Here is a 15,887-nt window from a genome sequence, read left to right as displayed (position 1 = left end):
ACTTCCTTAATTTGTATTTAAAAGTTAAAGCTCTTTATGTTACACAAAATAAGAGGCATAGCCAATCAAGGCTCGCCCCATGGGAATCTCAGTCATCACAAAGATCTGTTACAACTCAACAATCCATTTTATAACATCTTCTATTTCAATTGGTGTTACATTACTTAAATCGGAATTATACTCCGTATTTGAAACGCCTTCTGGCTGAGGTTCTAGAAATCTTGGGACATCCTTCGCAGAATAGAATTTTACATTACGTTTTAAATGATCCTCATCAAATTTAATTTGCTTCAAGTAATCTAACGGTATATTTTTTATTATTTTTTCAATAATCAAAAGCGATACGTAATTTAAATCTATTAAATCTCTAACAGAATTTATTAGTTCATAAAGAGACAAACCTCGGTCATCTCTTTTTAGTAAACATGACATAATTGTTATTTCATATAAATCTGACAACAACTGTTCATGTTTAAAATGATGTATTCTATTCTCATTTTGAGTGGATTTGATTTCCATTCTTTTACTATTGGAAAATGAAAAATCAAATCTCATTTTCTCCTTACTCTGCCACGCTTTATGTATTGTTAACCCCGATACTGCAAACAACTTAATTGCATATAACTCGCAGTATAAACCCTGTAACTCTTTAAAAGAAACTTCCTTTTCTGATGAAAACAAATTGGAGAGCGATGCGAAAAGTTGATATATTTCTTTAGTATTACCTTGACCAGATAATGATGGGATAAAAGCTTCTGTTAGTCTAATAAACGCCGTTCTCTCTATAGTATTTTGACTTAAACATGTTAATACATGTACCACCTTTTCACTTTTTTCACCATCTACATTCATTAGAGATCTTATATTATATCTAAATATTAACTCTTTCGTTTTCTGAAATGTAGGAACCAGGCCAGGATTATCTGAGCATACAACAAAAACATAGCATCCTGCATCATCAACACCATAATAAACATCATCAGTATAAGTAAACAATTTATACTTTGCATCCAACTCTACATTAGACAACCCATTCAATCTTATCAAGACGGATTCGCTGCTCATTACTGTTTCACCCCTCGGTTACTTTATGCTCTTGTTACTAAATCAGTCAAAGCTGCAGAATATACATCTGGAATGAACAAAGCTATCATTGGGCTGATATGGTTCACATTATTATTCTTAGGCTGAACATAGTGTATCTGTAACTGCATTACATCTCTTCCATTTGCCATTGCACTATCACCTGCATAGTAAGTAGGACTATTTTTATTTGGATTATGGCCTTGAAATAACTGTGTAATTGTCTCGTCATCATTTATTGTCCGTGTTTCGCCAACGCCTTCTCTGATCCACATTACATCAATTAAAGGAACAAAGTTGCATTTGTGGAACAATTCTTCTACAGTATTAAAGAATTTTCTATTAATTTTACTATTATTAGGGAATTCAATCTTATCCAAGATATCACGTTTAAAGTCAAAGAAATTAATATTCCTGATTACTTTATGCTTATTAACACCATTATGATTAACTGATTCCAATTTATCTAACCAACTATTCTTATAATCTTCCAGAAGAAGAAGGTTATAATTCGATTGTGATTCATTTGATAGAAACTTATCTTGCTTAGTCCATTCGGAGAACTGATATCCATTTGTTGTCCTTGCCACATTCGTTCTAGTCAATCTCAACATTTCGTTAGCGAGTTTAAATATTCTAGGAATCTCTTTAAACGGAGTTCCTTTTTCTTGAGCTCTTTCAATTGTTGCCCAGAGATCTTCATCATGTTCAAGGATAGACTCAAAATCTTTTTTTATTACTTTGGTTGTATAAACCCTACATACATCCAAATATTCTTTTTTATATCCAAACCATCTAGCTCTTTGTTCGGTATTATCTACATTACTGATCCCCTTGGCTCTTCTTGTAATATAGGTAACAGCTAGACCCTTGATCGTAATACCACGCTCAATCATGTTCCCACCTACATAAATATTAAATTTGTAATATTTATCATTATCGTTGGCGGGCTCATCACTATTGTATAAGTGTACAGGCGAGCAATCTAATATATTCTTCATAATAAACATTTCAATATCTTCAAACTTTGGGAGATTAACACCCTCATTTGTTAGCAAGGAACAAGCATTAATGAGATGTCTTTTTAACACTTGATAATTAATATCTTCAATACCTTCTACTTTTATTGAAGCCATTGTTCTCCAGTCATCAAGAACGCTGGTAACCTTTTCAATTACAATCTTATGATCATACTTTTTTTGACTAGGATGTATTAACATAGAATGAGCTGAATGATCTCCTCTATATTGTCTTAATGAACCTCCAACAAAGTACACAGCAAGTGCTTCGAAAAAAGTACTTGGAAATTCATCATCAAGTAAAGAGGGTTCCTCATCGGGTATTTCTTTTATGTACTTATCTTGATCTTCCCCATGGAATGTTAATAGCCCACAATAGTTATCACCTGGATAAACAAGAACACCAAAACTCGGAGACAACAGATCTGTTATGTCGATTAATATATTGGCCTGGGGAGTGGCTGTTACAGATATAAAGCAATGGAGAAAAATCTTTTCTTTCAATTTTATTATCGATCCATAAACAGGACTTATTTTATTTCTGAATGCTTGTGTATTTAAAGACGCTTGATCTCCTTCATCATCAATGATAAGAGTAGGTACTTGCTTTAAAATGTTATCTTCAAATAATTCAGCAATAAAGTTAATATGCTTCTGATGCTTTAGACCCATAATAATTACTTTGCTGCCACGATCAAGAAATCTTCTTATAGTCGCTGGATTGAGAAGAGTTTTATTCCGATTTGTATCTAAGACAACTAATCTGTCGGATTCTCCGAAACTTTGTTCAACTCTAGCAGTATTTTGTGCTAGAAGATTGATTTTATTGCCGCCAAGAACAATCATAATGTCATAGTTATTGTCAAGCGCTAATGCCATTAGCGAGATGAAATTAGATGTTTTCCCACTTTGAACCTTACCAATTACAATACCTGAATTCCCTTTAGAACTTTTACTTTTAGGATCAGGACACTGCGAAAGTATATCTACAGCATTTAAAAAAATTGAATCAACAGCATCTTTAGGTATGTCATTATCAATTAGAAGCGATGAAATTCTATTTCTAAAATAACCATCGCTAACTATTGGCCACACTTCATTGTCAGACAATATTTCCATAGAAATAAGGGGCTCCATACTAATTATAATCCTCCATTTTGAGCTATGACCTCTAAGATTTTATTCATTTTTAATCTTATTGCGCTCGACTCAATTTTTCCATCTATATTAACTAAACTTGCTTCGATTTCAGCTAATGCCAATGCTACGACAAATCTTGTCATTAATACAACAAAATCACTTTTATCAATGTATGGTTTGAAAAAAGGATGCTTCATATTTAAATTTATTCGATACTGATTATTTTTTTCTAAAGAAATTATAACCCATTGAGATAAAGGATTCTGAGTTTCTAGTTCAATCACAAAATCATATCTTTTACCATTATGTTGGAAACTCGTATTCCATACTACAGGCCCTTGAACAATTATTCCTGTCTCAAGAGCATCTTTTGAATGATTTTGTGGTTGATCTGATTGAGGGTCTATTTCTTTGGTTTTTCGAAATTGTTGCTGATCGATACTCTCTTCATTTCCATCTTTTATTGCATCTTCTGCTGGGTTATCTTTTACTACATAATCTGCCGATGTATCAACATCAACTACAGAATCTTCAATTATACCTGAGTTTTGCAATCCATTTAGTGCCTGTGATATTAATTGATTTGTATCAATAATTGGTCTGACACGTATAACCTCTGCCTTGTCTCTATATGGTTTAGTGAATTCTTTCAACTTCTCAATAAAAATCTCCTCTAAACCACTGTTATGCCAGTCAAAATCATCCTTTGCCTGAGTGACAGGCCAGCTATCCATATGTAATTCACCAAATAGCCTCTGATATGCATAAGAGTTAGATTCACCGAACAGTTCAAAAGGACGGTAATTTTTTTCAGGTCCGCCAATTATTACTCTTCCTCTTCTTATTAAAGTGAATCCTGCTTCTTTTACGCTTCCAGGTATTCGTATTGCAATAAAGCCACTAATCCCTAGTTGCTTTCCTTCATGCTCAATATCAAATTCAATATGTCTAATCCATCGCTCTTTTGTTCCATCGGCGTTTATCTCTTCATATATTTCAGGATCATTAAACTTTAGCAGTTCGCCATTGTAAACAATTTCTATTTGGCCACTCCTCAAGTCTTCTCTATATATACTACGAAGTAAATCCTTCACTTTCATTTTGGTTCTAGAACCTCTAATTTTCTGGTTAAGCCTCTCAATTTTTATTACTGTATAATGCTCATTTTTCTCTGCTTCATAAAGATCAACATCAATTTCTTCATCTTTATCATTTTGGAGTTTATCAACGTCAACAGAAGCTTTATACAGGTTCTTTGATCCATATTGCGTTGATTCAACAGTCCAATATGAACCAAACCAACATGCAGCTGTCTTCAAACCCATTCCGAATTCATTTCTACCTCTCTTGTTAGCAGGGGGTTTATCTAGTATTATGGCTCTCTCAAATTCATCTATTTCCATTCCAAATGCATTATCTTTAATAGTGAGTACATCCCCGCCGCTAGCATGTTCCTCATAATGAATTTCGATCCTTAACTTATTAAAACTAGGCACATTCTTTAAGAGATCAATATGATCAAAAAAGCTTTGAGTTGAATTATCAACAAATTCTGCAATTGCTGACCATGGTTGATAACTCAATCTCTTATAAGTAGCATAAACTCCACTAGTCGGACGTATATTTAATTTTTGTCTTTGTTTCATCATTACACTTCACCATTCCATTCTATCAACTATATTATTCAATTAGATTGCAGATAATGTAGGTTCTTTTTCATTCTTTCTATTATTAACTGCCCCTTCTAAAAGCGCCTTTGCTATCAGCGAAACCACCTCTACATTTACCGCGTTGCCTAATGCTTGGTATGCTGCGGTAGGGGCAAAGGGAAGGTGTCTTAATTCATCCATACTTTGTAGACGTGCACATTCACGAGGAGTCATATACCTGTTTTCCCAAGAAATTATTGGCACTTGTGTTGCCGTCATTGCTACAAGTGATGGAGCAGTTGTTGGTCTCTTAGCTCGTAGTCCTGATGCACGACATTGGAGTACTAATTTACGCAAATCCCTTTCTGCACCTTTGCAATTCCACTCAAACTTTTGAAAACTTGAAGGAAAGGGCAAAATTTCAGGTAACCAGGAATTCATCCATTCCAAGTTCTCAGCATAGAGAGCACGATTCTGTTTAATAAACCTTATTTTCCAGTCAGGGAATTTGTCCTGTTCTGTCCGAGCATATGACGGTAACGATTGGAACACTTCCTCATCTGTTAATCCATCTAATGATTTTCCATGTGACCCTAAATATTTTCTTAGTTCAACTGCCCCTAGTTTCCACGGTGTTATTTCTTCATACGGATATGTAGCTCCAAACTCCATAGACCATATCGGGAAAGATGGAAGTTGCCTTTCTTTCGGGAAATGATTTAGAAAATTTTGCCACACTTCGATACATCTTACTACTTGATCTGATACTTGCCTAGCATCCGTTGGATTGGGATCTAATACTTTATTAATAGTAATTTCATTTTCATCAACTAATAGATCTGGCCATTTTTCATCAGGCCATATAAATCCATCAAGCCCTTTCTTTTTACCAACAATAAACACTCGTTCTCGGATTTGTGGAATTCCAAACCTATGAGGTGATAATTTTTTCAATTGAACATCATATTCTAGATCTCTTAGGAGTTTTTCTGCTATTCTCCAAGTCCTACCTTCGTCATGCTTTGCAAAGTTGGGTACATTTTCTAGAATTAAGTACTTTGGATTATGATGTTTCAATACCTTAAGTATGTGATGAAATAAATCACCAGACTTTTCATCTTCAAATCCATTTTGTTCACCAGCTTTTGAAAATGGTTGACAAGGAAAACCTCCACAAAGAATATCATGCTCAGGGATGGTTGCTGCACCGATATCCCTTATATCTCCACGTGGTCTTATTTTGAAATTTTCATAATAAAGTTCCCGAAGTTTTGGATCGAGTTCTGATGCAAATACACATGTATGTCCAAGACTGTTTAAGGCTAAATGAAAACCGCCAAGCCCTGCAAATAGATCTATAAATCTCATAATATTTTAACCCCCCATATCGTAGTAGCTCGAATTTTATGTTTATTATTTTGGGAGTAATGGATACATACGTTCTATATATTAACACTAGTTTACTACATTACATCCCCATTGTGGATAATAGATTTGGTTAATAATGGCTATGCATTAAAGTGATCAAATATCAGCACATCATCGACGGCAGGATTTATAGTGTGCGTACATTCTTTTAAGAAATATTAGGTATGGAGTTAATAATAGTTAAGTTTCATATCTTCATTCGACACTAGGTAGGGCTTCATAATTCTATTTATAAAGACTTTATGTCACATGTTATTCAATGCTTGCAGTTGTTCTGAATAGGAAGGGTCAATGTAAATCGCTGTTGTTGCAATACTTTCATGTCGTGCCAATTTTCTGATCTGTTCAATCTTAGCCCCCCCATTTGCTAAATTCTTGCAGAAGCTATGCCTAAATCGATGTGGCGTTATGTCTTTCATGTTTGCCATTTCTGCGTATTTTTTTAACATCACTTGTATTCCTCTTGCACCAAATTTGCCTGATCGTTCAGATATAAACAGATACGAAGATGTAGTATATTTCTCATAGCCTATTGATTGTCGGTATGTTAACCATTGTCTAAGGTGCTTTGAATGTTTATTTAATAGCGTTACAGCAGCATACTTTCCTTGTTTTCCTTCCCTAATTGTAATTATAATATTTCCATTAACCTTTATATCCTCAATTTTTAAATCCTCCACCTCTGATACTCTCAGACCACAGTAAAGCATCAAGTTAATAATTGCTATGTTCCGAAGTCGCTTAAAATTGTTATTTTCCATTTCAACATAGCCTACAAAACGCTCCTGCTCTGTTTTCGTTAGCCATTTAGCTACGCTTGATTCTCCGACTGTCTCATTTATTTGGACTTTTTGAATTTTTATTCGAGTCATTGGATTATCTTTGGTTATTCCTTCGTCCACGAGGTAAGCAAAAAAAGTTTTTAGGGCGGCTATAGACTTATTAACTGTAGCCTGTTTCCGATTCTTGATGTGTTTCATATATGAGATAAATTCTTTAACTGTAACAGGTTTAACATCACTTAAATTAACTTGACCTGTTGTTCCTATGTACCATTCGATAAACTGTCCTAATATCGTTCTATAAGCTTTGACTGTTTTTTCATCCCTTCCTTCATATTGCAACCATTTGAAGAACTGGTCTATCTGTTTCATAGCCAACGCTCCCTTATAAAAAGTGTTCTACGACTAATATACTACCATTTTCATGGATTATCAACGCAGAATAATAATTCTACGAATAATTAATTAGTTCAGTATTTATCGCAACTTATCTATGTACCCGAACGATAGTGAGGATGAAAATGTAAGAATTTAGTTCTTTCGTTTAACTACCACACTTGGAGGAATCGAACATGGCAATTTTTTTCAGAGCTACTATCTATTCAGAGAGTAGCCGACAATTCAGATGTAAGCTACTCATACGTTTTAGGATGTATTGAAAGGGGTAGTTACCCGCCAAGAAGTCCGGTGGTCGATGGAAGATACATATTGATGTTGCAAAAGAGCTTCACTATCACTACCAAGTTCTACCTGACGAAGAGTAAATTACGAATAGTATCCTTGTAAAACACAGGGATACTATTATTTGTAAAATTCGAGTTAAATTACCCTCGCCGCCATTGGTGGCGAGATTGCTTTATATGGATTGAATATTCTCTTGTAATTATTAATTGTTTCTTTAATAGTTATTCTTTAAGTACAATTTTACGTGGATATCTTATAGAAAATAAAAATAACCACGGGGTTTCATTTAAAATACCCATGGTTATTTTTATTGATTATCTGGTTTTTCCAGAGCCAGTGAGGATTCTACTTACTCAATAATAATCTCAACTTTAACCTATCTTTAACTTTTTGAATGACATATTCAATAAATTTATTCTGCACGTTACTAACCAGGTCTAGAAGAGATGTATCTTCATCAAGTGGTCCATATTTCGTCAAGGATAACGTTGATACCATCCGTTCCTAATCCTCAAAGATACATAGTTATTTAAGAAAACCCCGACATTATTGTGTCAGGGAAAATTCGTTCTCATAATAACAAACATGCGTTATTGCTTGACTTTTCATCTTATTGGAAAATAGGTGAATCTCTTTTCTAGCCATGTTTTAATGCTGCACTCAACCCGTGAATGTGTGATTCCAAGTATTCAATGTCACCTTGATAATCGTTTGCATTAACAATCTGATTAAGATAATCATTTTTAATTTTAGTGCCGTCAATTGCTCGCTTAAAAGTATTATTATCAATAATGGCCTCTCGAAAATATTTCTCCGTACAAACTTTAATATCTTCTCTGGTAATATGTTGGAAATGAGAAACTCCATTTAACTCAGCCAATGCTTGCTTTCGAACATCATTTCTAAACTTTCGTAACTCTGCCGTTATGTTTTCTTCATATCTTTCTTTAAGTTTAAACAGTTCTATAAAATTAGTAATCTTGTTCTTTAATAGTTTTGGAATTCCTTCATTTATCTTTATTTCAACCTTATATTTCATAAAATCGGTTTCATCAATAATAAATGTTATGTAATTTGATATCTCTTCATAATATGGGTGAGCTATAGGGATCTTAATATTTTCACCCTTTATAGTCTCATTACATCCCTTGCATGCAACGATCAAATTCTCTGGGTAAATCGATAATACTGGGAAATGTGCCTTTGGGAGAAAATGGTCAACGGATACTAAATCTTTTCTTGTTTTAGTCAAATCACAATACGGGCAAACTTTATTAAGGGACATCATAGCTCTAAACTCCGCCAAGGAACTTGATGTTTGAAATAAAGCTATATTAAAAGTTTTATAACCCAGCAATTCTTCATAAAAAGATATAAAGATATCTTTGAATTCAGTATGTGACTCACCAAGTAATTCACTCTTTCCCTTCCACTTTCCGTTAAGCAGAGATTTATATCTGCTGGCAAACTTCCCATATTCTTTGCACAAATTAATAGGACAATCTTTTAGCTTATAAATTTTTTGAAGGAAATTACCTCTGTTGATGAAGCTTTTAACGTTTGGATTAATCTGTGTTAGATTGGTAGCTAATTCATCCTTTGTATAATTCACATTCTCTCTAAATGATTTTCTCATTGCCTTTAAAATATCACACATAAAGCCATGGTATGGCTTTAGAAAATCAGTATTCTCTGTAACCCTATACATATTACTCTCTACTCTTTCTCTGTTCGTAATATTTTTTGATTTTTAGAAACAATTCATATTTTGTAGGACTATTCCCTAGTTGATCATATAATTTTATAGCGGAATCTAGATCATTTTCTTCCAAACATCTAACAATTTTTTGTTCGTATGTTTCCAGAACGGTACCATTTTTCTCGTCAACGTCAAATATCTTCTTTAGAATATCCTCATATTCTAGGCCAACTGTTTCTTCTTCAATTTGATTTTGGTTTATTAAATGTCCTTCTTTTTTTAATAAAATTATATTTTCTTTAGGAATGTCTGAAACTATTAGCGGAGCATGAGTAGCAATTATCACATGACAATTCACTCTAATAATACTCTTCAGTATTGAAATATAACTTTTAATCCATTTAGGATGCAGATGAGTTTCTGGTTCATCGATTAAAAGTAGGGAGTTCTCAGAAATTGAATCACTTATTTCTGAAAGTCTTAGAAATAAACTTAATTCACCAGAACTCCATAAAGATAAAGGAACGAAATCAGTTGTACCATCTGACATAAACCATAAATCATTAATTGCATATCTATCTAATTTCTCCAGAAAATGTAAGTCGTTTTCAAATCCATCTTTTCCAGTAAAATAACTGTTTAAGTCAAAAAGTGAAACAAGCCTTTGATCGCCACCTTTATAATAAGTTGTCATGCTATTAGAGAACCTGTTAGAAAATGACTTCATTTTTAAATTTGCATATAAATACTCAATATATATGCGTTCAATTTCAATTTTCGATAACCGTGAGCGATGATTGTGGTCATTGATCACATCAAGTTTTTCAAAGTAGTGAGATATAGTTCTCCGTAATCTGCCATAATCTCTTAACACATTTTCATATTCAAAAACTAAATTCCATGGATCAATGTTAAGGTCTAAATTTCTAAGGATACTCTCTGAAATATCATCATATTTGCCAGAATATAATCTCCTTAGAAATGTATCTAGAGATGAGCTATCTACTCCCTCATTAAACTCAAGGTACAATTGGTTAGGGTTATAACCAATATATCTTACGATATTACCTAGATTTTTACTTTCTCGAGTACTCTCAGTGACATATTTCACGATTATATCTTTTAATTTACTCACGCCCATCTGAGAATAAAAAACAGGACATATGGCAGCCTTCGAAAGCTTAGCTTGATTGTAAATCTTCTCGACAGGTGTAAAGGACGATATTATCAATTTACTAGGTAATTGTTCGGGTACGTTGTAATTAGTCAATGTATACGAATTGTCATTGATTTTATATTTAATAAAAGAATTTATCATTTTATCTTTTTCTCTAGATCTTGATAAAATGTTTACAATTAATTGTAAAATTGTTGTCTTTGATGTCCCATTTTCACCAATTAATACAGACAAGTTAAAATCCTCATTATCGATCTTATTAAATTTAAGTACAAAATTATTTAGCTTCTTGTACTTTTCAACTTTTATCTCTTCTATAAACATTAAAGACTCCTCGCTTTTAAGATCTCAATTATTGCTTAAAGTAACCGTAACATTTGCTACTATAGATTAATTGTTACACGCATTATTTAACAGCATTAGTTATTGAAGGAACACCTTATTTTTAATTTTCCATTTTTCCATCTAAAAGAATACACATTTTATTTTATAGTTCCTATTAGTCACTACACATTTATCGTAAGCTCTTCCTTATTTCGATGTCATCTCGATATAAGTACCATTATTTGGAATATTTGTGATAATATAAATGTACATTTCTGCAATTTTATATACTATTTTTTTGTTTTTAATCAAATAATCATATGTGTTTCTAATTTTCCTATCAACATTCATATTATTAGGTAATAATTCATCTATGATATCTTTCTTTTTATCTTTATAAAACTCGTGAACAATAACATTACGAGTTTTTCGAAGCTCATTGTCGACTAATTTAATAATCTTCAATTCTTCTTGATCGAATTTATTAATGTTGTCGTTTTAACTTTAATCACATATCGGAAATCCGAATATTTCTTCTTCCTATTTTCACTTCTTTTTGCTTGGATTAAAACCACCTCTAAGTTAAGATCTTTAATTAATTTCAATGTACTTGTCTCAATAAATACATAAATGTTAACATATTCTTCAGATAAAGTTCTATTAATAACTCCACAAATGCGATGATATCTTCTTTAATTTCTTTGTATTCTTCTTCGGAAGCAGCTATAAAATAAGTATCTATAACTTGTCTACTGTGCCAATCAATTTCTACTCCTCCTGGAATTACATCTGTTAAAGCATCAAGTTCACTTTCAAGATTTTTGATTTTAAAGTTAATGTTATTCAACAAGATACTTTAATTATCTAAAAAACTTTTTTCAATTATCTTCTCCTTTTTAAACATGTTAAGCTGAATTATCTTATTTAATAATACTACATATTTTTACAAATTCCTCTGTAAACAAGTAGTCACTGATAACTCAATCACTACTTTATTAGTTTTTAATAATAGTGAATATCCTGTCTCCACACGCTTAACATAAGGGCTTTCGTTTTTTCCGCGTGCCATTACGCCATTTCCCAAATTTCAAGTCCAAGAGTATATGTGAAAAATATCCCTTTATTTTTCTATCAAGATACCTAGCTAAAAAAAACAAACACCCGTATATCAGGTGCTGTCTACTAATAATCTATTGATTTCGTCAACAATCAGCCAACTCTGTTATTTTCTTACCTCTGTTTCACATTTCCATACTACCTGTATTACTCCCCAAACCCGCTTCACCACTGCAATCTCAGCCTTCTGTACCATCTCTTACCAACAAAGCTATCGATTCTACGTGCACGGTATGCGGAAACATATCCACCGGCTGCGCCTCGACGACGCCGTAACCGCCATCGACGAGCACGCGCAAGTCGCGCGCAAGTGTCGATGCGCTGCACGACACGTACACGACGCGCCGCGGCTGCAGCTCGAGGATTGTCGCCAGCAGCGCTGGGTCGCAGCCCTTGCGCGGCGGGTCCACCACGATCACGTCGGGCCGAACGCCCTGACGTGTCCACTCGGGGAGGACCACTTCCGCAGGGCCTGCCTCGAAGTGCACGTTCGTCATGCCGTTTAACTCGGCATTCTTCCGTGCATCCGCGATCGCCTCCTCGACGATCTCGACCCCATACACCTGTCCCGCCTTCTGGGCGAGGAACAGGGAAATCGTTCCGATGCCGCAGTAGGCATCGACCACCGTCTCGCCGCCAGACAGCGCGGCGTACTCCAAGGCCTTACCGTACAAGACTTCCGTCTGCACGGGGTTCACTTGATAGAAAGATCGCGCGGAAATTGCAAATTTCACATCGCCGATATAGTCATAGATAACCTCGCTGCCCCACAGGACGCGAGTCTCATCCCCAAAAATAACATTGGTCTGTTTCACATTAATGTTATGGCAAATGCTCTTCACGCCGGGCAGTGCAGCCCGAATGCCCGCAACCCACTCGGCGACGCGAGGAATCTCAGCGCCATTCGTAACCAGCACGACCATGATCTCTCCCGTGCGGAAGCCGACTTTGACGACGACGTGGCGAAGCAGACCGTCATTACGCTCTTCATTATAAGCGCGAATACCGAGCCGTGCGCCGATCTCTTTCACACGAGCAACGACTTCGTCGTTCGACTCATGTTGGATCAAACACTCATCCATATTGATGATGCGATGGCTTCCCTGCGCATAGAATCCACCGATGAGTCCGCCCTGCTCTTCCCCAAAAGGAACCTGCGCCTTGTTCCGATACCGCCACGGATCGGTCATCCCCAGCGTAGGATGAACAATAATCCCTTCATCTGAAGCACCAGCATCAAGATGACCTATTGCCGGCTCACCCGCAACCTGCAACTTCCCAATCCGCTGCAAATTATCCACCACCTGCTGGCGCTTCACGCGAAGCTGTGCCTCATAACTAAGGTGCTGCAGCTGACAGCCGCCGCATTCCTCATATATCCCACAATCCGGAACAACCCGATCCGGACTCACTTCCAGCACTTCCACAAGCGCAGCATAACCATACTGCTTCTTCAAATGCCCCACCCGCACAAGAGCACGCTCACCTGGCAGCGCACCAGCGACAAAAAGGGTAAAGCCGTTCACACGGCCCACCCCTTCGCCATCATGGCTGATCCCAATGATCTCAGCCTCATATTGCTGCCCGATCTGCACCGGCAGATCCGCCATCCAAGCCGGAGCCGCCTTCGCGACGGAATTCCCTATCTTTCCAGAATTCCCTATCTTTCCAGAACTCCCTGACTTCCCAGCCCTTACGGAATTCCCAGACTTCGCCGTCTTCCCAAAATCCCCAGTTCCTCTATGTTTACCTGACACTGAGCCAGAACTACCTTTTGCTTTCATATGACCCTCACTTTACTAAATCCCTGTTTCTTATTCTACCTAGGATGGCGTAGCGCACAGGGTAAGGGTTTTACCCCACCCTACTCAAGCTTCTCCTGCTCCTCATCCCCATGACCCTGCCCAGTTCCCTTCAAATGAAACGGCGTGGTCAACGTCTCTAGGAACGTCTTCTTATAAATCGACTGCCCCGACTGATCCACAACAATCTGCAAATGACTCTTCAGATTCGTCATCACACAAGGCAGCGTGCCCCCGAACTCCCCATCCAGATTCAACTGGACGTAGTCCGGCGAATTAATCTCGATATGATTCGTTTGGAAATAGATCAGATTCGGATCGCTCAAATGTTCGCCGCGCAGTGCGAGCGTAACCACTCTTATGAACTCAGCAAGATTACACTTGCGCAGAATGAGCACATCGAACAGTCCATCATTCATACTCGCTTCCGGAGCCAGCTTCTCGAAGCCGCCGACGGAGTTGGAGTTGCCGACGAGGAACATCATAACTTCTTCATGAAATTCCTTGTCGCCTGCCTTGACATACAGATCTATGGGCTTCAGCCTAGGCAGCTTCTCGAGTCCCTTCATATAATAGGCCAACTGGCCGATCATGGTCTTGAGCTTGCTTGGGACTTCGTACGTCAGCTCGGTCAGCGAGCCGCCGCCGGCGATATTAATGAAGTAGCGGTTGTTGATTTTGCCTACATCGATGTCGGTTGTGTACTGCTGAACGATCAGGTCGCAGGCGTACTCCAAATTCTTAGGAATGCCTAGCGCTCTGGCAAAATCGTTAGTCGTTCCCAGCGGCAAAATGCCAAGCGGGGGCCTGCCTTCCCTCTCGGCCATGCCGTTGACGACTTCACACAGGGTGCCGTCTCCGCCTGCGGCGATAATCAAATCAAAGCCTCGACTAACGGCATGTGCCGCTGCGAGTGTTGCGTCGCCTTCACCGATGGTAGCGTGCGTGGATGTTTCGAAACCACCGCGCTCCAGGCGCTGAAGGATCTCTGGCAAACGCTTTTTCATTTCTTCCCGGCCAGAAGTCGGATTATAGATCAGTCTTGCTCTTTTGACCATTGTGTCTCATCACCTGTTTCGCCTTCTGCGATTTCTGAAGCAATCTGCTTCTCGATCCATTTGGAAATTAGCGGACTAGGCAGCAGCGCCCGTCCATTGTACCGATATTCGAACCCTTCCATGCGGGAAGGGATGACTTGCGTCGTGAAATAGCCTTCACTTAGAAAAAGCGGTGCAACGACGACTGCATGGTCAGGCTTCTTCTGAGCCCACCCTGTCATCTTCTGTTTCACTTGATCTGGCAAAAGCATAGCGATATCCGCCTCGTCGTAGCCGCCTAACGCCTTCAACCGCTCTGCGAGCAGCTCTAAGCCTTGGCGCCACTTGAGATGGAAGCCCTTCTCTTTACTTCCGTGACCGATAAGCAGGACGATTTCCTGACTTGGCGATTCGGAAAGCTCTTTGATTTTCGCATAAATAATCTCAGCAATAACGGGGTCGTCATCAATTGGCGATGTGAAATGAATGCGCGCCTTGATATCAAAAGGTTCCATATCTGTCTCGAGCAGTGGCTCCTCAATCACACCTAAGGCATAGCTGATTTCATCAATATGTGTACTCCCAGAAGACACGAACAGTGGAACGACGATAATATCCGTCACGCCTTGCGCCTCTAAACTGTAAATACCATCTTGAATTAATCGGCCTTCCACCAACTCTAAATAAGAAGCGTAGATCGGAACATTCATCGGCATCTTGACGGCAGACACGGCCTCATCGACCAGCTGAACCCAGCCCTCATCCCGAGATCCATGGCTTATGACTAACACACCATACTCACTCATTTTGTTCTCCCCACCCGTTCTAACCATGCCTATAAATCCTATGCTAACGAATGTGTTCACACATGTCAATTGACCTGCAAATAAACAGGAAAAATCCCGCATTACGCAAGGTAACGCAGGATCTTGAATTCTTTTTTCGAA

The 15,887-nt window shown here is 37.4% G+C and carries 11 protein-coding genes; all 11 read right to left on the bottom strand.

All coding sequences use genetic code 11. From position 1 onward, the window contains the following. Positions 1 to 108 precede the first annotated feature (108 nt). Positions 109 to 1,065, bottom strand: coding sequence for a PD-(D/E)XK motif protein (locus QFZ78_RS26540; protein WP_307552042.1), 957 nt, complete (start codon positions 1,063 to 1,065; stop codon positions 109 to 111). A gap of 23 nt (positions 1,066 to 1,088) precedes the next feature. After that, positions 1,089 to 3,239 (bottom strand): Z1 domain-containing protein, encoded by a 2,151-nt coding sequence (locus QFZ78_RS26535; protein WP_307552041.1) that lies wholly within the window; start codon positions 3,237 to 3,239, stop codon positions 1,089 to 1,091. Positions 3,240 to 3,244: 5 nt separating this feature from the next. Next, a complete protein-coding gene (locus tag QFZ78_RS26530) occupies positions 3,245 to 4,891 on the bottom strand; it encodes an ATP-binding protein (protein WP_307552039.1) in 1,647 nt (548 codons plus the stop codon). 39 nt (positions 4,892 to 4,930) lie between these two features. Beyond that, a complete protein-coding gene (locus tag QFZ78_RS26525; protein ID WP_307552037.1) occupies positions 4,931 to 6,259 on the bottom strand; it encodes a DNA cytosine methyltransferase in 1,329 nt (442 codons plus the stop codon). 305 nt (positions 6,260 to 6,564) lie between these two features. Further along, entirely contained in the window at positions 6,565 to 7,473 is a 909-nt protein-coding gene (locus tag QFZ78_RS26520) for a tyrosine-type recombinase/integrase (protein ID WP_307552035.1), read from the bottom strand. Between the two features lie 949 nt (positions 7,474 to 8,422). Continuing rightward, positions 8,423 to 9,493 (bottom strand): HNH endonuclease, encoded by a 1,071-nt coding sequence (locus QFZ78_RS26515; protein WP_307552030.1) that lies wholly within the window; start codon positions 9,491 to 9,493, stop codon positions 8,423 to 8,425. Between the two features lies 1 nt (position 9,494). Next, positions 9,495 to 10,985 (bottom strand): AAA family ATPase, encoded by a 1,491-nt coding sequence (locus tag QFZ78_RS26510; RefSeq protein WP_307552029.1) that lies wholly within the window; start codon positions 10,983 to 10,985, stop codon positions 9,495 to 9,497. Positions 10,986 to 11,586: 601 nt separating this feature from the next. Next, complete coding sequence (locus QFZ78_RS26505) at positions 11,587 to 11,832, bottom strand: hypothetical protein (RefSeq protein ID WP_307552027.1); 246 nt, start codon at positions 11,830 to 11,832, stop codon at positions 11,587 to 11,589. A 448-nt stretch (positions 11,833 to 12,280) separates the two neighbouring features. Continuing rightward, positions 12,281 to 13,711: a 23S rRNA (uracil(1939)-C(5))-methyltransferase RlmD gene (rlmD, locus tag QFZ78_RS26500; RefSeq protein ID WP_307552025.1), complete on the bottom strand. Its 1,431-nt coding sequence runs from the start codon at positions 13,709 to 13,711 to the stop codon at positions 12,281 to 12,283. Positions 13,712 to 13,965: 254 nt separating this feature from the next. Next, positions 13,966 to 14,961, bottom strand: coding sequence for a diacylglycerol kinase (locus tag QFZ78_RS26495; RefSeq protein WP_307552023.1), 996 nt, complete (start codon positions 14,959 to 14,961; stop codon positions 13,966 to 13,968). Then, on the bottom strand, positions 14,940 to 15,773 hold the full coding sequence (locus tag QFZ78_RS26490) for a sirohydrochlorin chelatase (protein WP_373461072.1): 834 nt from the start codon (positions 15,771 to 15,773) through the stop codon (positions 14,940 to 14,942). The genes QFZ78_RS26495 and QFZ78_RS26490 overlap by 22 nt, the downstream gene beginning before the upstream one ends. Positions 15,774 to 15,887: the final 114 nt, after the last annotated feature.

The sequence above is a fragment of the Paenibacillus sp. V4I5 genome, from assembly GCF_030817255.1.
GTDB lineage: Bacteria > Bacillota > Bacilli > Paenibacillales > NBRC-103111 > Paenibacillus_E.
This window is presented reverse-complemented; position numbering and strand designations above follow the sequence as displayed.